The sequence below is a fragment of the Novosphingobium fuchskuhlense genome (assembly GCF_001519075.1).
In the GTDB taxonomy this organism is placed as follows: domain Bacteria; phylum Pseudomonadota; class Alphaproteobacteria; order Sphingomonadales; family Sphingomonadaceae; genus Novosphingobium; species Novosphingobium fuchskuhlense.
This window is the reverse complement of sequence record NZ_KQ954245.1, coordinates 311,129-331,884: the sequence shown is the minus strand read 5'-3', so window position 1 is coordinate 331,884 and position 20,756 is coordinate 311,129. Positions and strand designations below refer to the sequence as shown.

General features: G+C 66.4%; 14 protein-coding genes. 7 read left to right on the top strand and 7 right to left on the bottom strand.

What is annotated here, in order from left to right; all coding sequences use genetic code 11:
• Positions 1-16 precede the first annotated feature (16 nt).
• Genes AQZ52_RS11400 through AQZ52_RS11385 form a run of 4 tightly spaced genes read left to right on the top strand, consistent with a single transcriptional unit; the run spans position 17 to position 5,571 of the window.
• Positions 17-1,327 carry a spinster family MFS transporter gene (locus AQZ52_RS11400; RefSeq protein WP_067910656.1) on the top strand — a complete coding sequence of 437 codons (1,311 nt, stop codon included), beginning with the start codon at positions 17-19 and terminating at the stop codon, positions 1,325-1,327.
• Complete coding sequence (locus AQZ52_RS11395) at positions 1,320-2,765, top strand: aldehyde dehydrogenase family protein (RefSeq protein ID WP_067910653.1); 1,446 nt, start codon at positions 1,320-1,322, stop codon at positions 2,763-2,765. The genes AQZ52_RS11400 and AQZ52_RS11395 overlap by 8 nt, the downstream gene beginning before the upstream one ends.
• Positions 2,762-3,949 (top strand): mandelate racemase/muconate lactonizing enzyme family protein, encoded by a 1,188-nt coding sequence (locus tag AQZ52_RS11390; RefSeq protein ID WP_067910650.1) that lies wholly within the window; start codon positions 2,762-2,764, stop codon positions 3,947-3,949. Before AQZ52_RS11395 ends, AQZ52_RS11390 begins: the two co-directional genes overlap by 4 nt.
• On the top strand, positions 3,949-5,571 hold the full coding sequence (locus AQZ52_RS11385; RefSeq protein WP_067910647.1) for a GMC family oxidoreductase: 1,623 nt from the start codon (positions 3,949-3,951) through the stop codon (positions 5,569-5,571). Before AQZ52_RS11390 ends, AQZ52_RS11385 begins: the two co-directional genes overlap by 1 nt.
• Before the next feature lie 24 nt (positions 5,572-5,595).
• On the opposite strand, the gene AQZ52_RS11380 is transcribed toward AQZ52_RS11385, so the two are convergent.
• The 5 genes from AQZ52_RS11380 to AQZ52_RS11360 form a co-directional block, all read right to left on the bottom strand.
• Complete coding sequence (locus AQZ52_RS11380) at positions 5,596-6,549, bottom strand: NAD(P)-dependent oxidoreductase (protein WP_067910644.1); 954 nt, start codon at positions 6,547-6,549, stop codon at positions 5,596-5,598.
• Between the two features lie 5 nt (positions 6,550-6,554).
• Positions 6,555-7,628: an alcohol dehydrogenase family protein gene (locus AQZ52_RS11375; RefSeq protein WP_067910641.1), complete on the bottom strand. Its 1,074-nt coding sequence runs from the start codon at positions 7,626-7,628 to the stop codon at positions 6,555-6,557.
• Between the two features lie 4 nt (positions 7,629-7,632).
• Positions 7,633-8,352 carry a class II aldolase/adducin family protein gene (locus AQZ52_RS11370; protein WP_067910639.1) on the bottom strand — a complete coding sequence of 240 codons (720 nt, stop codon included), beginning with the start codon at positions 8,350-8,352 and terminating at the stop codon, positions 7,633-7,635.
• On the bottom strand, positions 8,349-9,485 hold the full coding sequence (locus AQZ52_RS11365) for a TauD/TfdA family dioxygenase (protein WP_067910636.1): 1,137 nt from the start codon (positions 9,483-9,485) through the stop codon (positions 8,349-8,351). The genes AQZ52_RS11370 and AQZ52_RS11365 overlap by 4 nt, the downstream gene beginning before the upstream one ends.
• 138 nt (positions 9,486-9,623) lie before the next feature.
• The gene (locus AQZ52_RS11360) at positions 9,624-10,580 is read right to left on the bottom strand and encodes a LysR family transcriptional regulator (RefSeq protein ID WP_067910633.1); all 957 of its coding nucleotides are present in this window, start codon (positions 10,578-10,580) and stop codon (positions 9,624-9,626) included.
• 73 nt (positions 10,581-10,653) lie between these two features.
• Here AQZ52_RS11360 and AQZ52_RS11355 point away from each other — a divergent pair, with 73 nt between their 5' ends.
• The gene (locus tag AQZ52_RS11355; RefSeq protein ID WP_240481604.1) at positions 10,654-11,688 is read left to right on the top strand and encodes a LysR family transcriptional regulator; all 1,035 of its coding nucleotides are present in this window, start codon (positions 10,654-10,656) and stop codon (positions 11,686-11,688) included.
• Positions 11,689-11,718: 30 nt separating this feature from the next.
• On the opposite strand, the gene AQZ52_RS11350 is transcribed toward AQZ52_RS11355, so the two are convergent.
• The gene (locus AQZ52_RS11350) at positions 11,719-13,023 is read right to left on the bottom strand and encodes an alpha/beta hydrolase family protein (RefSeq protein WP_067910630.1); all 1,305 of its coding nucleotides are present in this window, start codon (positions 13,021-13,023) and stop codon (positions 11,719-11,721) included.
• 252 nt (positions 13,024-13,275) lie between these two features.
• Between AQZ52_RS11350 and glpD the strand changes: the two genes are divergently transcribed.
• Together glpD and AQZ52_RS18170 are read left to right on the top strand one after the other, a co-directional pair.
• Positions 13,276-14,790 carry a glycerol-3-phosphate dehydrogenase gene (gene glpD, locus AQZ52_RS11345; RefSeq protein ID WP_240481603.1) on the top strand — a complete coding sequence of 505 codons (1,515 nt, stop codon included), beginning with the start codon at positions 13,276-13,278 and terminating at the stop codon, positions 14,788-14,790.
• A 185-nt stretch (positions 14,791-14,975) separates the two neighbouring features.
• Positions 14,976-16,727 carry a M10 family metallopeptidase gene (locus AQZ52_RS18170; protein ID WP_082697883.1) on the top strand — a complete coding sequence of 584 codons (1,752 nt, stop codon included), beginning with the start codon at positions 14,976-14,978 and terminating at the stop codon, positions 16,725-16,727.
• Here AQZ52_RS18170 and AQZ52_RS11335 read toward each other — a convergent pair.
• Positions 16,724-20,713 carry a non-ribosomal peptide synthetase gene (locus AQZ52_RS11335; protein ID WP_067910624.1) on the bottom strand — a complete coding sequence of 1,330 codons (3,990 nt, stop codon included), beginning with the start codon at positions 20,711-20,713 and terminating at the stop codon, positions 16,724-16,726. The genes AQZ52_RS18170 and AQZ52_RS11335 overlap by 4 nt on opposite strands.
• Between the last annotated feature and the right edge of the window lie 43 nt (positions 20,714-20,756).

The following is a 20,756-nucleotide window of genomic DNA, read 5'->3' as shown; positions in this document are numbered from 1 at the left end:
AGGGACAGGAACGGCAATGGCAGCAATAGGTGCAACCGCCGCCCCCGCGGGCGAGGAGAATGCTTCGGCAGCCCTGCGCTGGTACGTGCTGCTGGTCATGATGCTGGCCTACACGATCAACATCGCGGACCGCTACGTGATGTCGACCGTGCTGGAGCAGATTCGGCTCGACCTGCATCTCAGCGATGGCGGCGTGGCCTTTCTGACCGGCGTTTCGCTGGCGCTGTTCTACGTGAGCATGGGCATTCCGCTTTCGTGGATCGCCGACCGTTACAACCGGCGCAACCTGCTGGCGATCTCGATCACGCTGTGGTCGGTGATGACAACGATGTGCGGCCTTTCGCGCGGCTACATGCAGCTCTTGCTCGCGCGGATGGGCGTGGGCGTGGGCGAGGCGGGCGGCACGCCTTCCTGCAACTCGATCATCTGCGACTATTTCCCCGCCGCGCGGCGCCCGATGGCGCTGACGATCTTCTGCCTCGGCGCCCCCATCGGTGCATGGATCGGCGCGGACATGGCGGGCGCGGTGGCCCATGCCTATGGCTGGCGCGCGGCGTTCCTCGTACTCGGCATTCCCGGCGTGCTGCTCGCGCTGCTGATCATGGCGACGATCCGCGAGCCCAAGCGCGGTTGTCTCGACGTGATCAAGAGCGAGGATGATCCGACGCTCATGGAAACCATGCGCTTCTGCCTCAGCCAGAAATCGGCGGTGCACGTGATGATGGGCAGCGGCGTGGGCGCGCTCTGGGGCTGGGGCCTGATGTGGTTCATCCCCACGTTCCTGCAACGCACGTACCAGATCGACGTCGGTGCGGCCGGCGCGATCGTCGGGCCGATCCATCTTGTCATGGGCATCGGCGCCTCGCTCCTGACAGCCTGGATTCTCGGCCGTCCGTCCTACACCGATCCGCGCAAGATCGTGTACCTGCTGGGCGCGGTGACCGCGGTCGCAACAGTGCCCGGCATCATCGCGATCTATACCCACAACCTGACGCTGGCGACGGTATCGCTGTGGCTGTTCATCCCGGGCATCTACTTCTACATCGGCCCCGCCTTCGCGCTCGGCCAGAACCTCGCACCGCCCAAAATGCGCGCGATGTTCAGCGCGATTGCACTGCTTATCGCCAACGTGTTCAACCTGATCGTCGCACCGCAGGGCGTCGGCATGCTGAGCGACTACTTTGCCGGGCCCGCCGGCCCCGACGCCGCTTCGCTGCGCTCGGCGCTCCTCATCCTCGCGCCGACCGGTTTCTGGGCGGCCTTCCACTATTTCATGGCGGCGAAAACGATCGTCGAAGACCAGAAGCGAGCCATCGGTCATGTCTGAGCTGAAGCCCCTCCCCTCCTACATAAACGGCCAGTGGGCCCTGCCCGCAACCTCGACCGCGCTGTTCGAGGCAGTCAATCCGGCGACAGAGGAAGTCTGCGCGCGCGTGGCGCTTTGCGGCCCGGACGATGTCGACCGCGCGATGGCAGCCGCCCGCGCGGCGTTTGACGGCTATTCCACCACGAGCCTCGAAGAGCGTCTCGCGCTCGTCGAGAAGCTGATCGCGGTGTTCGAGGCGCGCTATGACGAGATGGTCACGGCCATCAGCACCGAGATGGGCGCGCCTTACGACCTGTCCTACAATGCCCAGGCCGAGTGCGGGCCCGGCCACCTTAAGGAAACAGTGCGGGCCGCGCGTGAAATGGTGTGGGAACGCCAGCTCGGCAGCCGGGGACGCCTCGTGCATGAGGCCGTCGGCGTCTGCGCGCTGATCACGCCGTGGAACTGGCCGATCAACCAGCTCGCCGCCAAGATCGGCCCGGCGCTGGTCGCGGGCTGCACGATGGTCCTGAAGCCCAGCGAAATCGCGCCGCTTTCGGCGCAGCTCTTCGCAGAGTTCATCCATGAGGCGGGCTTCCCGGCGGGCGTGTTCAACATGGTCCACGGCACCGGCCCCGGCATCGGCGATGCGCTGACCGGCCACCCTGAGGCCGACATGGTCTCCTTCACCGGGTCGACCCGCGCGGGCATCCAGGTGGCAAAGTCCGCCGCCGAGACCGTCAAGCGCGTCAGCCAGGAACTGGGTGGCAAGTCGCCGAACCTCGTGTTCGCCGATGCGGGGCTTGAGGCTGCCGTCACGCGCGGCGTGCGCCACTGCTTCAACAACACCGGCCAATCTTGCAACGCGCCAACGCGCATGCTGGTCGAGGCCTCGGTCTATGACGAGGCGGTCGAGATCGCGAAGAGCGTGGCGGAAAGCGTGCAGCTCGGCGACCCGATGGAAAAGGGTCCGCATATTGGTCCAGTGGTGAGCAAGGTCCATTTCGAGCGCATCCAGAAGCTCATCGAAGCGGGCATCGCGGAAGGCGCGCGGCTGGTGACGGGCGGTCCGGGCCGCGCTGACGGGTTCAACCGCGGCTACTACGTCCAGCCGACGATCTTCGCGGACGTCACAAACCAGATGACCATTGCGCGCGAGGAAATCTTCGGGCCGGTGCTCACGATGATCCCGTTCAAGGACGAGGCGGACGCCGTCGCCATCGCCAACGACACGCCCTATGGCCTCGCCGCCTATGTCCAGACTGGCGACCTCGACCGCGCGCGCCGGGTGGCGCGGCAGCTGCGCGCGGGCAGCGTCTATCTCAACGGAGCGGGACAGGAATACTGCTCCCCCTTCGGCGGCTACAAGCAATCGGGCAACGGGCGTGAATGGGGCGAATTCGGCCTCCACGACTACCTTGAGATCAAGATCATCAACGGTTTCGAAGCGGCGGCATGAAACTCGCCGACATCGAGACTTTCGTCGTCGGCAATCCGCCGCCGCATTTCGGCGGGCGCTACTTCGTGTTCGTCAAACTGACGACGGCCTGCGGGATCAGCGGGATCGGGGAGGCCTATTGCGTCCCCTTCTCACCCCACCTCGTGGCCAAGATGATCGAAGACGTCTTCGCGCGCTATGCCGAGGGCCGCGATCCGCATGACATCGAGACCCTCTGGCGGCGGGTCTATTCGAGCGGGTTTACCCAGCATTCCGACCTTTCGCTGATGGGCGTGCTGAGCGCGTTGGAAATGGCGTGCTGGGATATCATCGGCAAGGCGGCGGGGCAGCCGGTCTACAAGCTGCTGGGCGGGCAGGTTCACGAGCGGCTTCGTGCCTACACCTATATCTACCCGCGCCCCGGCGACAAGACGGACGTTTATCACGACCCGGATCTCGCGGCGGAGCGTTCGGCGGAATACCTCGGACTGGGCTTCACCGCGCTGAAGTTCGATCCGGCGGGGCCTTATTCCGCGTTCGACGGGCGGCAATTGTCGCTGGAGGCGCTCGACCTGTCCGAGCGATTTGCGAACACGCTGCGCGAGGCGGTGGGGAGCCGCGCAGACCTCCTGTTCGGCACTCATGGCCAGATGACCGCGGCGGGTGCGATCCGGCTCGCGAAGCGGCTCGAGGCAGCCGATCCGCTGTGGCTTGAAGAGCCCGTGCCGCCCGATGCGCCCGAGGAAATGGCCAAGGTCGCCCGCGCGACCTCGATCCCGATCGCGACGGGCGAGCGGCTTTCGACCAAATACGACTTTGCCCGCCTGCTCGATGCAGGCGGCGCGGCGATCCTGCAGATGAACCTGGGGCGCGTCGGCGGGCTGCTCGAGGCCAAGAAGATCGCCGGGATGGCCGAAGTCCGCCACGCCCAGATCGCACCGCACCTCTATTGCGGGCCGGTGGTGGGCGCCGCAAATATCCAGCTGGCAACCGCGACACCCAATTTCCTGATCCTCGAAAGCATCGAGACCTGGGGCGGGTTCCATACCGATATCCTGAAACGCCCGATCCGTTTCGAGGAGGGCCATGTGATCCCGCCGACCGAACCCGGCCTCGGGGTCGAACTCAACGAGGACGTCGCCCGCGCGCATCCCTACACCGGGGATATGCTGCACCTGGAAATGACCCAGCACCCGGTGTTCTGATGAGCGATACCTTCGACTATATCGTGGTGGGCGCCGGCACCGCCGGATGCGTGCTGGCCAACCGGCTGACCGAGGACGGCAAGTCCACCGTACTCTTGCTGGAAGCAGGCGGCAGCGACCTTTCGATCTGGATCCAGATGCCGATCGGCTATGGCCGCACCTTCTTCGACAAGCGCATCAACTGGATGTACGATACGGAAGCCATCGAAGGGCTTGGCGGGCGCAGCAGCTACTGGCCGCGCGGCAAGGTGATCGGTGGCTCGGGTTCGATCAACGCGATGGTCTATGTGCGCGGGCAGCCACGCGATTTCGACGATTGGCGCGCGGCGGGCAATACCGGCTGGGGCTGGGACGATGTGCTGCCCTTCTTCACCAAGTCCGAGGATTTCGACCGCTACAGCGCGCACCACGGGCGCGGCGGGCCGCAGCACGTGACCGAGATCACCCCGCACGTCCACCCGGTGTGCCACAGCTTTATCGAGACGGCGGAGGGCCTGGGCTTTCCGGTGACGACCGATTTCAACGGCAACAACCCCGAAGGCGTGGGGTTCTATCAGATCAACACGCGCGGCGGCTGGCGCGCCTCCACCGCCAATGCCTTCCTGCACCCTGCCCGCCGCCGCAAGAACCTCGAACTGCGCACAAAATCGCAGGCCACGCGCGTGCTGTTCGAAGGCTCGCGCGCTGTCGGCATCGAGTATCGGCGCGGCGGGAAGCTCCACCAGGTGCGCGCGCGCCGCGAAGTGGTCCTGTCGGGCGGCGCGATCAACTCGCCGCAATTGCTGATGCTCTCCGGCATCGGTGATGGTGGAGCATTGGCGCAGCACGGGATTGGCGTGCAGAGCCACCTGCCCGCCGTGGGTTGCAATCTGCAGGATCATCTCGCGGTCTCGTATTTCTACAAGGTCCGCACCGCCACGCTGAACGACGAGCTCCACCCGCTGCTCGGCAAGGCGCAGGCGGCGCTGCGCTTTGCGTTCGACCGGCGCGGGCCGCTCTCGCTCAGCGTGAACCAGAGCGGCGGCTTCGTGCGCAGCGAGAAGGATGCGCCCAATGTCGATCTGCAGCTCTATTTCAGCCCGGTAAGCTATACAAAGACACCGCTGGCTGCGCGCAAGCTGCTCAATCCCGATCCGTTTTCGGCGTTCCTGCTCTCGTTCAATCCCTGCCGCCCGACGAGCCGGGGACACCTCGAACTGCGCTCGGCCGATCCGCTGGCCTATCCGGTGATCCAGCCCAACTACCTCTCGACCGAGCAGGACATCGCCGAAGTGCGCGCGGGCAACCGCCTGCTCCGCCAGATCGCGGCGAGCAGGCCGCTGGCGGACATGATCACCGAGGAGCTGATCCCCGGCCCGCAGGTCGCGAGCGAGGAAGACCAGCTCGCCGATTTCCGCGCGCGGGCCGATACTGTCTACCACCCCACCGGCACGTGCGCGATGGGGCCGGACGCGGCAGTTTCGGTGGTCGATGCGCGGCTTCGGGTGCACGGCACCGAGGGCCTGCGCGTGATCGATGCCTCGATCTTCCCCAACATCACCAGCGGCAACACCAATGCGCCGACAGTGATGGTGGCGGAAAAGGGTGCCGCGATGATCCTCGAGGATGCGCGCCGGCGGTAGGCCCGGCCGGCGCGCCTTCAGGCGTTACCGGCGCGGCACCACTTCGTAGCCCTGCTCTTCGGGCTCGTCATCGACCATCTGGTCCGGGAAGCCGGTGCCCAGCACCTTGATGCCGACGGGCTCTTCATAGCGGCGGATGATGTTGGGCGAGAACTCGCGCGGGCCGTAGGCGGCCTCGCCTTCCTTGAACAGGCGCACGATCAGCGGCGACATTTCGACCGGAACGCCGGTTTCCTGGGCGATCTTGTCGAACAGGCCGACGTCCTTGGAGACGAGGTCCATCGTGAAGTTGATGTCGCGGCTGCCGTTGAGGATGACCTGGCTCTCCGTCTCGTGGACAAAGCTGTTGCCCGAGGAGATGCGGATCGCCTCGTAGGTCGTGTTCATATCAAGCCCGACCGCCTTGCACACCGTCAGCGCCTCGGCGAGCGCGACGAGATGCGCGGTGCACAGGAAGTTGGTCATCACCTTGAGCTGCGAGGCGGTGCCCCAGTCACCCGTATGCAGCACGCGGCGGCCGAGCGTGGTGAGGACCGGCAGCACGCGCTCGAACCCCTCGCGCGGGCCGGCGGCGAAGATCGAGATATTGCCGGTATCCGCGCGGTGGCAACCGCCAGAGACAGGGCATTCCATGAACAGGCCGCCTTTGGCTTCCACCAGCGGACCGAGGCGCAGGACCTCGGCATAGTCGGTCGTGCTCATTTCCATCCAGACCTGGCCGGGGCGCATGACGGCGAGGAAGCCGTCCTCGCCCTCCGCGACGGCGGCGCTGGCGGCAGGCGACGGCAGGCAGGTGATGATAACATCGACCGCCTCGCCGAGTTCGCGCGGGCTGGCCGCTTCCTTGGCGCCGCGCGCGACATATTCGGCGACGAGCTCGGGATTGAGATCGCGCACGGTAACGTCGTGGCCATTGCGGATCAGGCTGCCCGCGAGCTTGCCGCCGACATTGCCGAGGCCGATGAAACCGATCTTCATGTGAGTCATTCTCCGGGGATCAACACGATCTTGCCGACGTGCTGCTTGGTAAGGAAGGCGCGCTGCGCCTCGACGATATGCGTAAGCGGCCAGGTTGCGGCGACAACGGGGCGGATTTCGCCGCGTTCGATGTAGCCGACGAGATTGGGGAACACTTGCGGCTCAAGGATCGTGCAGCCGTAAAGCGTCAGGTCCTTGAGGTAGAGCGTGCGCAGGTCCAGCTCTGCGATGGGGCCCGAAATCGCGCCCGCCACGCCGTAGCGACCGCCGCGCTTCAGGGCATCGAGCAGTGCCGGGAACCCGGCCCCGCCCGCCACATCGATCACCACATCGAAGCTCTCGCTTTCGAAACGGGCATCGCGCGGCGCGACGTGGGCAGCACCGAGCGCACGCACGCCCTCGGCCTTTTCCGGGCTGGCGAGTGCGGTGACTTCGGCCCCCCGGCGCCTGGCCAGCTGAACCGCAGCCGAGCCGACACCACCCGACGCGCCAGTGATCAAGACCCGCTCGCCCGCCGCCAGCGCTGTGCGCGTCAGCATGTTTTCCGCTGCCGAATAGGCGCAGGGGAACGAGGCGAGTTCGATATCGCTCAGCGGCGTTTCGATGCGGTGCGCGTGGGCAGACGGCATCCGCGCATATTGCGCAAACGCGCCATCGACTTCGGATCCGAAATAGACCGCCTCGAACGGCCCCGCACCGCGAAACACCGGCTCGACCAGAACGCGCTCGCCGATGCGGGCGGCAGCCACGCCCTCCCCCACGGCGACAATCCTGCCGGCGGCATCGGCACCCTGAATCCGGGGGAACTGCGGCAGTGCCCCCGTCCAGCCGGAATCCTCCGTCTTCGCTTCCGCAAAGCCATCACCGCCACCAGCCTCGGTGGCCACGGTGACAGCCTTGGAATACCACGCGGTGCGGGTGTTGATATCGGTGTTGTTGACCCCCGCCGCGCCAACCCGGATCAGCACCTCGCCTGGCCCGGGCTTCGTCACCGGCACATCGGTTCGGTGCGAGAGGCAATCGAACCCGCCGTTGCCGGTGAGCAGCACGGCTTCCATGGTGGCGGGGACGAGGTCCATCGGATCAGACGAGCGGCGGTAGCTGCGACTTCAGCCAGTCGAAATGCGCATAGGACATGCCGCGATAGTCGTCCCAGCCGCGCGCAGTCTTCTCGGCGACCTCGTCGGACAGGACATTGAGCGGCTGGCCGCTGGCATAGGCGAGCAGCAAAGTCTGGGCGGCCTTCTCGAAGAAGTAGAGGTCCTCGAAGGCTTCGGCGACCGTCGGGCCGGTGCAGGTCACGCCGTGATTGCCCATGAGCAGCGTCTTCTTGCCGCCGAGCGCAGCGGCGAGGCGCAGGCCTTCCTCCGCTTCATCGGCAATGCCGCCGAAGCCCTGATCGATCGCAAGCCGATTGAAAAAGCGCGCCGTGTTGTTGTCGAGCGGGAGCATGCGCGGATCCGCGAGCGTGGCGAGCGCGGTGGCGTGCGGGGGGTGGCAGTGAATGATGACCCGCGCGGCGGGGCACTGGCGGTGTACGGTGCCGTGGATGGTCCAGGCAGAGGCATCGGGCGCATCGGGCCGGTTCATCACGTCCGCATCGTCGGCATCGAGCAGCATCAGGTCCTGCGGCTTGATGCTGGCAAAGTGCTGCCACTTGCGGTTGAGGAGGAACTGCTTGCCATCATCCGAAACTGCCGCGCTGAAATGGTTGCCGACCGATTCCGACCAGCCCATCTGCGCCGTAATGCGGAACGCGGCGGCAAGGTCCTCGCGCAGCGCCGCGACTTCAGCTTCCGTCACTTGAAGCGGCCTTCACTCGTCAGCGCGCGATAGGTGCTGCGCATTTCGCCGCGATCGGCATAAGTCCCGCGCAGATAGCGCGCACCGCTGGTGGCTGAATAGGCCTCGCGCCCGTGGACGATGCGGTGGTTGTCGAACACGATGCATTCGCCCGCGTTGATGCGAAAGCGCATGAGGTACTTGTCCGATTGCAGCATCCGCCCGAAGCGGCAGAACGCGGGATAGTAGCGGTCAAGCACGTCCTGCGGCAGATCGAACACGTCGGCCATGTGCTGGCTGATGGTGACGCCGGACACCTCGCCATGCGCGTCAAGCTCGATCACCCGCTGGCGTGAGCGGACGTCGTATGTGTCGTGCTCGCAGTAGAAGGGCACTTCGGTCTCGGCGAGGAGCTTGAAGTCCTCCGGGTAGAGCTCGCGGAAATCGTTCGCGACCGCGACACCATCGAGAAACAGGTTGGCCCCGCCCTCCACGCTATTGGCGCGGCAATGGAGGAACTGCACGCCGGGAGCCATGTCCTCGGCCGGGGTATCGGTGTGCAGTTCGAGCGCCTTGGCCGTGTAGGCAAGGTTGGTCGGCTCGATATGGGTCATCACGTCGAAGTATTCGCCGAAGAAGGTCGGGCGCACGTGGCCCATCAGCTTGACGAGATCGGTCAGACCCTCGTCGCTGTCGGGCATGTCCGTCACCAGCGCCACGCCTTCGACGATCAGCGCCCTCAGCCATTCGGCAACCTTGGCCTTGTCGGCCATGAGCTCCGCTTGCGGGAAGCGGGCGATGTCGGGGTAGTGATCGGCATACCAGGCGCGGCGCGGCAGGTCTGACGGATCGTGGCGGCGCTTGCCCTCGGCATAATCGGCCAGCCAGTCCAGCGGATAGCGGCTGGTGTGGTTCTCGCCGTCCCACGTGATTTCGAGCGCACCTTCCACCACTTCGGCGCGGCGCGGGCGCGGGGCAGCCTCAAGGTGGAAGATATCGAACACCCGCTCGCGCGTCTGGCTGTCGAACGACGTCGGGCAGTTGTCGCGCAGCCAGTAGGCGTTGAAATAGGCGGCGCGCCCGCCGGGAAGCACGAGCTCAAGCCCGGTTTCGGTGATCGTGACCGGTGCTGCGGACGTGGTGGTCTGGTTCATGCATTCCCCCGCTGGGATTGGCGGCCGTCTGCCTGCCGCATTTTCTCCTGCAGCCTATCCCGGATTGCACGGGCTCAGCAGTGCATCATCAAGAATCATATACCGTATCAATGACCGTAATGCACTGACATCGATGGATCATACACTGCCGAGCAGGTCCGCCGCCCAGGGGAGCTGCGCAAGAACAAGAGGCATGCTTTCGCTCCGGATCGTCTCGCCCGCCAGCGCCGCGGTCTCGGCAGCGAGGTCGCCCAGTTCGCCGGCGCGGCTCACGACCTGGATGCGGCGGGCAAACCGCGCGCGCGGCAGCGGTTCGACCCGCAAATCCGGGATCAGCGCAGGCATCGCGGCAAGGCACAGCAGCGAGGTGATCGACCAGCCGATCCCCAGCGCGACCGCATTCAATTGCTGCGGCACGATATCGACCTCGATCACGTTGGGCAGGCGCAGCCGCATCCGGGTAAGCTGGCTTTCGATGCGCTGGCCCATTCCGGTATCAAGCGAATAGCGCACGAACGGGAGGCCCTCCGCCGCCGCGATCGGATCGGCAGCCCCCCGGAAACTGGGCGGAAAGACGAGCACGAAGGGATCGTCGAGGACGTCGTGGTGGACCACGCCTTCCTGCTTTTCGAGCACGCTGCTGCCGGTGATCAGCAGATCGACACGCCGCGCCAGGAAATCCTGCTGCTGGTTGAGCGAAATCCCCGAGCGCACCCGCCAGCGCGCCACGCGGGGGCCGAGCCGGTTGAGAAGCGGTCCGGTCAGCAGGATCGCCAGCGATTCCGCCATCGCGACTGTCACCTTGTCGATCGGCTGGTTGGCGCCTTCGCGGACCTCGTCGACCATGGTGCGCGCGGTGGCGAGCAAGTGCGTCGCGCGTTCGTAGAGCGCGCGGCCCGCCGGGGTAAGCCCGAGCGGGCGGAGGGTGCGATCGAACAGGGTCGCGCCGATCCCCTGCTCGAGCCGCGCGATGGTCTGCGACACGGCGGACTGGGTGATGCGCAACTGCTGCGCACTGGCCGTCATGCCGCCCAGTTCGACGGTGAGGACGAAGACTTCCAGCGCATGGAAATCGAACTCAGCGGGTAGCAGCATGGCAGGCCTCACGATAAAAATGCCTGAAGGCTCATATTATAAACTATTATCGTGGGGCAAGAACGTTCACGCGATGAGCCGGATTGACGTAGATCAATGCGCGGAGCAAAATGCCCGAAAATCCAGTGGAGTTACCGAAATCGCGCCTGATCGCCTCATCAATCGCCGCTGGCTGCCGCTGAACGCGCTGCGGGCGTTCGAGGCGGTCGGTCGGCACATGAGCTTCACCGCTGGCGCGCAGGCGCTCACGGTTTCGCAGAGCGCGATGAGCCGCCATGTCAGCAGCCTCGAGGATCTGATCGGCCGCCCGCTGTTCGAACGCGGGCCAACCGGTCTCAAGCTGACCCCTGCGGGCTCGATCCTCCTCCCCGTCGTGAGCAAGTGCCTTGACCGGATGGAGCAGACGATCAACACGATCCGCAACAAGGATCTCGAAAGCCGGCCGATCCGGCTGCACATCCCGCCCTCGCTGCTCTACCAGAACGCGCTGCCGCTGCTGGCCCAGTTCCACAAGGAGCATCCCGAGATCCGCATCGATGTGGTGACCTCCAACGTCACCGGCGCCCCGCGCGACAACGTCGACATGGCGGTGGTGTTCGACCGCCCCAATGTCGACGACAGCGTGGCGGACCTCTTGTGGATGGTTCGGGTCGCCCCGCTCTGCTCGCCCGAAACGGCGGCGGCGCATGAGGGCAAGAGCCTCGAGCAGTTCCTCAACGACAACGAATTGCTGCACGTGAAGCTGGAGGGAGAGCCGCGCGGTCTCCTGTGGTCCAGCTACGCCGCACAGCAGCGTCTTGCGATCGAGGCGGGTGACGGGCTGGCATTCGACACCGCGTTTTCGGCCGTGCGCTATGCCATCGGCGCTTCGGGTGTGGTGCTGGCGGACATTGACATGTTCGCACAGGAAATCGCCAGCGGCCAGCTTGTGATGCCTTATGACCGCGTCTCGGCGGACGGTTTCGGCTATTACCTCAAGACTCATGCCGAAGATCTCGGCGATCCGGCGATCTACCTCCTGCGCGAATGGATCATCCGGCACTTCTCGAACGGCATGGGCCGCGATGCTCCGACGCCCACCGAGATGGTGCCGGAAATGCGCGGCTGACGGCTGCGTTTCTGCGGTGCGGTCCCCGCCCTAAGGGGACGGCGGCAAGTGCCGCAGGATCAGTCCGTCCTGGTGGTCCTTGACGAAGCCCTTCCACGTCGGGTTGCTGCCGCCTTCGCTCACCGCATCGTAGCGCTTGTCGTCGCTCGTCCACTTGGCGCCGTCGGATTCCTCGGACGGCACCGCGAGATACTCGGCCTTCGCCGCCTCGCCCTTGAGCTGCAGATCAAGGAACGCCGTGATGAAGTGCAGCGCGATGCTGTTGACGCGCGGCTTGCGCCACATGCGGTCCTCGAACCAGTCGAAATCCCACACGGTGCCGCGCATTTCGGCGGGGGCAGGATTGGTCCCGATGGCGTGCCCGGCCCCTTTCAGGGCCAGCAGCCAGCGATCCGATCCCTTGGCATCGCGGAAGATCGCCGCGGGGCCAGGATCATACCCGACGGTGCGATCTGCCGTACCAGCGACCACCAGGAGCGGCGCCTTGATGCCCGACAGGCCGTTTGCCCCCCAGGCCGCCCACGGCGAGCCGCCGGCCGGCGCTATCGCGACGACGGCCTTGATCGCCGGATCATGGAGCGCGGCGACCTCCGGTCCGCTCCCCGTATACCGCTCGACGAGCGCGGTAGGCAGGCGCTTCACGGCAGGACTTCCCGCATCGATCTGCGCGCCCGCCACGGTCAGTGCGCCGTAGCCGCCGAACGAATAGCCCGCGAGCGCAATGCGCGTGCTGTCGCCAAGCCGCCCCAGCAGGCCATCGCGAATGCGGCGAAGCACGAAGGTGATATCAAGTGGACGGCGGATCAGCGTCGCGGGGGTCTGCTTGGTATCGGTGATGGCCGGATCATGATGACGGATGGCCACAACGACATAGCCCTTGGTGGCGAGGTTTTCGCCCAGCCATGACAGCATGACCGGATCATTGTTGTAGCCATGGGACAGGAGGACGATCGGATAGCCCTGCCCCGCCGGCTTCGCATCCGTCACAGCGAGCGCGGGAACGGTGAAATAGGCAGGCGGCCTCGGCGGCTCGGAGACGAGGCTTGCCCGGTAGGTGGCGCGGCGATCCTTGGGGCCGACATGCGCCGGATACCAGATCACCAGCGGCATTGTCCGGTCGGCGCGGACGAGCTCGCCCTTGGCAAGCGTACCGAGCGGATCGACGGCGGCTCTGTCGACCACCGTCTTCTCGATCACGCCGACGCCATTGGGCCCGAGGGCGGCCAGCGCGGGGGAGCCGATCTCCGGAATGCTGGGAGGCGCGGCCGCTTCGGCCGGCGCGGCCACAACGGACGAAGCGGTCAGCATCGCCGCGAACACCGATAGCGGCTTCAAGCGCGAATCGCCCTGATGCCGGGATGTGGGGTGCAAAACAGCCCGAAATCCGGCTGTCTCGATAGGGTCTCCCGGTCATCCGCCGGGTTTGTCATTGCCTCTCGCATGGCCCTTGTTACCGCATTTACCCCGAGCTGCGCTATCTTGTATTCGTATCACAGGTTGCACTTGCTGCATTTGTATGAACACGCATGCGTGGCTAAGGAGCAGGCCAACCACGAATTGGCCGCAATGACAGGCAGGAGCAAACACGTGCCGGATCCCGAATCCTTCGACCTGCTGATCGTCGGCGGGGGGATCAACGGCGCAGGTATTGCGCGCGATGCTGCAGGGCGCGGCCTATCGGTGCTGCTTGTCGAGCAGGAAGATCTTGCCAGTCACACCTCGTCCGCCAGCACGAAGCTGATCCATGGCGGTCTGCGCTACCTTGAATATTACGAGTTCCGACTGGTGCGCGAAGCGCTGATCGAGCGCGAGCGCCTGCTCGGCATGGCGCCGCACATCATCTGGCCGCTGGCCTTCGTGCTGCCCCAGATGAACTCGCCGCGCCCGGCTTGGCTCGTACGGCTGGGGCTGTTCCTCTATGACCACCTCGGCGGCCGCAAGAAGCTGCCGGCGACGAAGACCGTCAACCTCGCCCGCTCGGCGCTCGGCAATGGTCTGCGGCCCGGCGCGAAGACGGCGTTCGTCTATTCGGACTGCTGGGTCGAAGACAGCCGCCTCGTCGTGCTCAACGCGCGCGATGCGGCGGAGCGCGGGGCACAGATCGAGACGCGCACGAGGCTGGTTTCCGCTCGGCGCGAAGGCGCGCTGTGGAAGGCCGAGATCGCGGGCGATGGCGGCACGCGCACCGTCTTTGCCAAAGGCCTCGTGAATGCGGCGGGCCCGTGGGTCGAGGACGTGCTGCAGCGCGCGGCGAACGCAAGCCAGGACCGCGGCGTGCGCCTGATCAAGGGCAGCCACATCGTGGTGCCGAAGCTCTACGAAGGCGAGCATGCCTTCATGCTGCAGAACCCGGATCGCCGCATCGTCTTCGCGATCCCCTACGAGCATGACTACACGCTGATCGGCACGACGGACGAGCCATGGCAGGGCCAGCCCGGCAAGGCGCAAATCTCGTCCGAGGAAACCGACTACCTGTGCGAGACGGTGCGGCGCTATTTTGCGAAGGCGATCCACCCCGAGGACGTCGTGTGGAGCTTCGCCGGCATCCGCCCGCTCTACGACGACCACGCCGCGAGTGCCTCGGCCGTGACGCGCGATTATGTGCTCGATCTGGATGGCGGCAGTGGCCCGGATGGCCAGACGCGGGCGCCGCTGCTCAGCGTGTTCGGCGGCAAGATCACCACCTATCGCAAGCTGGCCGAGCACGCGCTCGAAAAGCTGGTCCCGTTCTACCCCGGGGCCACGGGCGACTGGACGGCGGGAGCGGACCTGCCAGGCGGTGACATCCCCGGAGATGATTTCGAGCGCTTTGCCGCAGAGCTGGCGGCAGCGCATCCCGCGCTCCCGGCCGCGCTGATCGCCCGCCTCGCCCGCGCTTATGGCACGCGCGCCACGGTCATCCTCGGCAACGCGCAGACCATGGCGGATCTGGGCACCGATTTCGGCGGCGGACTGACGCGAGCCGAAGTCGATTACCTTGCCGGGCAGGAATGGGCCCGCAGCGCCGAGGACGTGCTCTATCGCCGCAGCAAGCTGGGCCTCCATGTGCCACCGGGCACGGCAAAGGCTGTCGAGGCCTATCTCGCCGCACACAAGTCCTGAACGGCAACGCGAAAACGCTTAACCATCGGCAATCCCGGGAGCGGGCGGGACATGATGGTTGATACGGCATAACCCCCGGCAAATCGGGCGATCTGCCCTGCGCAGAACTCCGCATGGCTGCTTAGACACAGCTTCAGCCGCCGCTGGCAAGGCTTGGAGGGCCATCCCCAGCACGAGCCAAGATCATGCCCCGTTTCTCCGATATGTCCCCCGTGATGCGCACAGGTGCGAGCACCAATCCCTTCATCACGGCGCTGATTCCCTCGCAGCCGGCCTTCCGTCTGGTCTGGTCGACCAAGGATGGCGCCGGGCCGACCCAGATCAGCTACAGCTTTCCGTGGATGGACGGGGTGGCCAGCCAGTTCACCAATCCCTATGGCCGGGGTGAGAATACGGCGGCAGTGACAGGGGCTGTGAACGCGGATGAGGCGGGGATGATCACCCGCGCCTTCACTGCCTGGTCCAACGTGGCCAACATCGCCTTCACGCAGGTTGCCGAAACGGCGGACGGCACCGTCGGCGATATCCGGGTGGCTTTTTCATCGGCGGTTTCAGCCGGCTACTGGGGCTACTCGCTCGGCATTTCGGACGGGCGCGGGAATGCCCACGGCGATATCTGGATCGACGATGCGATCATCGGCCAGTCGTTCGCGCCGGGTACCTACAACTACATGGCGATCCTGCACGAGATCGGCCACAGCCTCGGCCTCAAACATTCCTTCGAAGCGCCGAAGATCCCCGCCGGGTTCGACAACCAGCGCTTCACGATCATGTCCTACACCTCGCCCGAAAAGGTCTGGTGGCAGGACCCGGCCAGCGGGACCGCGAAGTTCCTGATCGTCTCGCCGATGGTCTACGACATCCAGGCGATCCAGAAACTCTACGGCGCCAACATGACCTACCACACCGGCGACGACACCTACGCCTTCGATCCCGCCGCGCCGTCGTTCGAGGCGATCTGGGATGCCGGCGGGACCGATACCTTCAGCGTCGCCGCGTTCAGCCAGGGCTGCACCGTGGACCTGAAGCCCGGGGCCTATTCCTCGCTCGCCTATGACGGGGTTTCGCTGACCAACAACATCGGCATCGCCTTTGGCTGCACGATCGAGAATGCGCTGGGCGGAGCCGGTGCCGATACGCTGCTCGGCTCGGAACTCGCCAACCTCCTCGACGGCGGCGCGGGCGCGGATACGCTGCGCGGCGCGGGCGGCGACGACACGCTGGCGGGCGGCGCGGGGGCCGACCTCCTCGACGGCGGTGCAGGCAACGATACGCTCCGCGGAGGCGAAGATGACGATGTCCTGGTCGGCGGTGCCGGCAACGACGTGCTGGATGGCGGCGCGGGCAGCGACACCGCAAGCTATGCCTCGGGCAGCGCGGCGGTGCGGGTGAGCCTTGCGATCAGCGGCGCGCAAGCGACCGGCGGCGGCGGCAACGACACGCTGACCGGGATCGAGAACCTGATCGGCGGCACCGGCGCGGACTTGCTGGTCGGCAATGACGAGGGCAACGTGCTCGACGGCGGCAACGGAGCCGATCAGCTGCTGGGCGGTGGCGGGGCCGACGTGCTGATCGGCGGCGCGGGGCGCGACATGCTGGCAGGCGGCGGTGGCGGCGATGCGTTCCGGTTTGCCTCGATCAAGGACCTGCCGGGCATTGCCGCAACCACGGCCGACGTGATCCTCGACTTCAGCACCGCCCAGGGCGACTACATCGACCTTTCGGGCATCGACGCGATCAAGCAGACGGCGAACGTCAACGATGCTTTCGTGTGGATCGGCAGCGCGGCCTTTAGCAAGGTTGCCGGCCAGTTGCACTACGTTGTCACGGCCGGAGTTGGCCTTGTCAGCGGAGATATCGACGGCAACGGAATCGCCGACTTTGCGATCCGCATCGACGGCGGCCCCGCCCTCGCCGCAACAGATTTCGTGCTCTAGCCGCGCACCACCCGCAGCGGCACACCCTGATACGACAGGCCGGGAAGCAGGTGCTCCTGCTTCATGATCACGCTTCCCGGGCCGACATGCGCGCCCTCGCCCACCACACAGCCATAGAGCGGAACGGTGCCGGCCGAGATCGTCGCACCGGCCATGATGCGGACCCTGTCGACCTTGAGCACGCGATCCTCGAAGGTGTGCGCCTGGAAGAAGGCTGTCACGGTCGCTCCGTCGCCGATCTCGATCATGTCGGGATCGACAACTTGCGAGAACTGTGGCCCCAGCACGGCCATCCTGCCGATCTTGAGCCCCATCAGTCGCAAATAGGCATTGAGCAGGAACGTGCCTTCGAGCTGCTGCAGGATCGCATTGGCGTAGCGCGCCCAGACGACGAAGACGAAGTCCCACCGGCTTGCCCAGCACGACCAGAGCGCGTGCTGCGCCGGCTTGACGCGGCCCACGAGGAGCCACTTGGCGGCCGTGACGGTCAGCAGCAGCACCACCAGCGGCGCGAGTGTCGCCAGGGGGATCACGATCAGCGCGAACTCAAGATCGGTCGATTCCGGCGCGCCTTCGACCAGCAGCTTGTACCACAGCACCGTCGCCAGCAGCGGGCCGACCGGCAGCACGAAGCGCAGGAGTTCCCAGAACATGCGGTTGACGTAGCGGATCGCAGAAGGATCGTGGGTCAGGCTGCGGTCCATTTCCACGACCTGACGGCGCGGCAGATCGAAGCTCGGCCGGCCGAAGCGCGATTGGCCGGCGGAAATCTCGCTGGCATGGGCGACCGTGCTGATGCCGATCAGGATATCGTCCGGCAGCACTTCGCCGGCCGGGATCACCGCATGGTTGCCAAGGAACGTGTTGCGACCAAGCACGATCGGCGCCAGCGTAACGGTGCCGCGCGAAATCTCCGGGCCGCCGAGGTAGATGCCATCGGCAAAGAAGGTCTCGGCGCCGATGGTGACGAGTTCGGGCGTCACGTCGAAGATCGTGCTGATCTCGCACTTTTCGCCGATGTTCGCGCCCGCCAGGCGCAGCCAGTGCTTCCAGAGCAACGTGCCTGAAAGCCACTGTCCGGCATTGAAGACCGCCGCCGACTTGATCCAGACGCGGATGTAATCAAGGCTCCAGCGATCGATCACGCCCGGCTGCACCCGGCCCATCGCGCGCAGCATCAGCGCGCTCCACACGAGGCTGACGGGAACGCTGATCGTCGTCACCCCGATGACGACCGCAAGCACCTGCGGATCGAGCTTCGGCTCGTACATCCAGGTCCAGATCTCGTTCGAGCCGACGCCGAGCAGCCCGCACAGCAGCAGCGCGAGCAGCCCCGTGGGCAACGCGCCGAGCATCGTGGCGGTGCCTTCCGCCGCAAGGGTAGCAAGGCCGTGGACGACGGGATGGAGACGGCGGCCGCCCGCGGTCAGCACCGGCGCCTGCGCTGCGGGGCCGACGCGGCGGGCGGGAACCCCGTCCCACAGCTCGCCGGACGGGACCGTGGTGCCCGGATTGACCACCGACAGCGGTGCGATCACGCTGCCGGCACCGACCCGGCAATCATGCTCCACAGACGCGCGCGACTGCAGCGTCACATCGCTGCCGATCACGATCCGGCCGACGACGATATCGCCCCGGTCCAGCTCGACGAGGCCCAGATGCGCGTCCTGCCCCAGCGTGACATTGTCGCCGATCTCGAGCAGATCCCACCCGCCGCGGTGCAAATGAACGCCGCGATGGATATGGACACCGCGCCCGATCTTCGCGCCCAGCAGGCGCAGCACGGCATTGTGGAACACCGTGCCCGAAAGCATCGGCCAGGGAATGAGCCGGGCGGACTGGATCGTTACCCAGTGGCGCAGGTAATAGGTGCTCCACACCGGTGCCCGGACCGGGCGATACCGCCCGAGCACCGCCCATTTCACCAGCATCGTAAAGCCCACCGAAACCGGCAGATAGAGCACGACGCCAGCCACCGTGATCAGCGGGGTGAGCAGCACGAAGGCAACAAGGTTCAGCTTGTCGAACAGGGCCGGGAACAGTTCCCAGGCCACCCACCAGCTTACCCAGCCGCCGAACGCCAGTTCGCCGGCCAGCCACGCGATCTGCACCACATTGGCAAGCAGCGGCCGGGCCTTGCCTTCACGCACAAGCGCGTCCGGCACATGCTGCGCAGCGCTGTCTGCAGCGGCGCCGGCTTCCTCGGCCATGGCCGCGAGCCCGCGAACCGTCCGCGCGGCATAGATGTCGCTCACGGTAACCCAGTCTGCGGCGCCATCTTCGCGCAGCAGCGTCACCAGCAGCGCGGCGCTCAGGGAATCGCCGCCGAGATCCTCGAAGAAATCGTCCTCGACCGAGATGCCAGCCGGACGAGACAGAATATCCGCGAATGCGGCCGCCAGCGCGGATTCAAGCGGCGTGGCGGGCGGCACGATCGCACGGGTGGGCGCAGCATCGGCGGTGAAGGCCATCGGCGGCAACGCCGCGCGATTGAGCTTGCCGCCCACGGTGGTGGGCAGTTCATCGAGCAGGCCGATGCGGCGCGGCACCATGTAGCTCGGCACGGTGCTGCCCAACTGGGTGCGCAGATCGTCGAGGTCGAGCGGCGAGACACCGTCCTCCGCCACGACGTAGGCGACAAGTTCGGGCACGCCGCCCGCATCCTGCAGCCGCGCCGCCGCCCCGCGCACACCCGGCAGCGCCGCCAGCCGCGCCTCGATCTCGCCCAGTTCGACCCGGTAGCCGCGGATCTTGACCTGCGCATCAATGCGGCCGTGGTAGAACAGATTGCCGTCCGGCTCGCGGTGGACAAGGTCGCCGGTGCGGTAGATCCGCCCGCAGATGGGATGGTCGACGAACTTCTCGGCCGTGAGGTCTTCGCGGTGGCGATAGCCGCGCGCGACGCCCGCGCCGCCCATGCACAGTTCGCCCTGCTCGCCTTCCGTTACCTGCTGGAGCGCATCATCCAGCACATAGGCCTCCATGCCCGGCACGGGGCGACCGATGGTGATGGGGCCGCCGGGCACGATATCGCCGCGCAGGCAGGTCACGGCGCATTCGGTCGGGCCATAGCCGTTGACCATGCGGCGCCCCTTGGCCCAGCGGTCGGCGATGTCGCGCGGAAGCGCCTCACCACCGACGTAGAGCAGCTTCAGATCGGGCAGCGCGTTTTCGGGATCGCGGCAGCCGCTGCTGCGCAGCAAGGTCGGCGGCGGGCAGAATACGGTGGCGCGCTCGCTGCGCAGCCATTCGACGATGTCAGGCCCGAGGCGCGCCGCCTCGTCGTCCATCACCACCAGCGTCGCGCCCGAAGCAAGCGCCAGCCAGATTTCCTCGATCGAACTGTCGTAGGCCGCCGAGGACCCCTGGATCACCCGGTCGGCCGGGCCCAGCGCGAACTCTGCGAGATCGGAGGCCACGAGATTGGCGACGTTGCGGTGCTCCACCATCACGCCCTTGGGCTTGCCGGTCGTGCCGCTGGTGTAGATCACATAGGCGAGCTGCTCGGGGCGCACGTCGGCGGGAAGCGCGGCCCCTGCCGGCGGCTCCGCCTGCGAAAGCGCCGCAGCATCGAGGAGCGGGATCGCGCCTGCCACCGGTCCGAGCCTTTGCGCACCGGCCACATCGGTCAGCACCGCCACGGCGTCGGCATCCTCGAGCACTTCGGCGATGCGGTCATCCGGGAACGAGGGATCGATCGCGGTGTAGGCCCCGCCCGCCTTCAGCACCGCAATCTGCGCGAGATAAAGCATCGGCGAGGTGCGCGGGAGCAGCAGCGCAACGATCCGCTCGGGCTCGAGCCGTGGCGCCAGGTGAAGCGCGAGCCGGTCCGTCAGCCGGGCAAGCTCGGCATAAGTCATCGTCTGCCGCTCGGGCCGGTTGCGCGCGGGCGGCACGTCGATTGCCGTGCCTTCCGGATGGCGCGCAGCCGCCTCACCGAGGAAAGCATGCAGCAGACGGGGACGGAGATCAGACGCGGACAACATGGGGCCCCTCTATCGCTGCCGCGATTGCGGTCAAGCCGTCGAT

What these genes read in the sequence shown, in the direction of transcription:
- AQZ52_RS11400 (WP_067910656.1), top strand. Translation starts at nt 17, where the DNA reads ATGGCAGCAATAGGTGCAACCGCCGCCCCCGCGGGCGAGGAGAATGCT.
- AQZ52_RS18170 (WP_082697883.1), top strand. Translation starts at nt 14,976, where the DNA reads ATGCCCCGTTTCTCCGATATGTCCCCCGTGATGCGCACAGGTGCGAGC.
- AQZ52_RS11385 (WP_067910647.1), top strand. Translation starts at nt 3,949, where the DNA reads ATGAGCGATACCTTCGACTATATCGTGGTGGGCGCCGGCACCGCCGGA.
- AQZ52_RS11355 (WP_240481604.1), top strand. Translation starts at nt 10,654, where the DNA reads ATGAGCCGGATTGACGTAGATCAATGCGCGGAGCAAAATGCCCGAAAA.
- AQZ52_RS11365 (WP_067910636.1), bottom strand. Translation starts at nt 9,485, where the DNA reads ATGAACCAGACCACCACGTCCGCAGCACCGGTCACGATCACCGAAACC.
- AQZ52_RS11335 (WP_067910624.1), bottom strand. Translation starts at nt 20,713, where the DNA reads ATGTTGTCCGCGTCTGATCTCCGTCCCCGTCTGCTGCATGCTTTCCTC.
- AQZ52_RS11375 (WP_067910641.1), bottom strand. Translation starts at nt 7,628, where the DNA reads ATGGACCTCGTCCCCGCCACCATGGAAGCCGTGCTGCTCACCGGCAAC.
- AQZ52_RS11360 (WP_067910633.1), bottom strand. Translation starts at nt 10,580, where the DNA reads ATGCTGCTACCCGCTGAGTTCGATTTCCATGCGCTGGAAGTCTTCGTC.
- AQZ52_RS11390 (WP_067910650.1), top strand. Translation starts at nt 2,762, where the DNA reads ATGAAACTCGCCGACATCGAGACTTTCGTCGTCGGCAATCCGCCGCCG.
- AQZ52_RS11395 (WP_067910653.1), top strand. Translation starts at nt 1,320, where the DNA reads ATGTCTGAGCTGAAGCCCCTCCCCTCCTACATAAACGGCCAGTGGGCC.
- AQZ52_RS11380 (WP_067910644.1), bottom strand. Translation starts at nt 6,549, where the DNA reads ATGAAGATCGGTTTCATCGGCCTCGGCAATGTCGGCGGCAAGCTCGCG.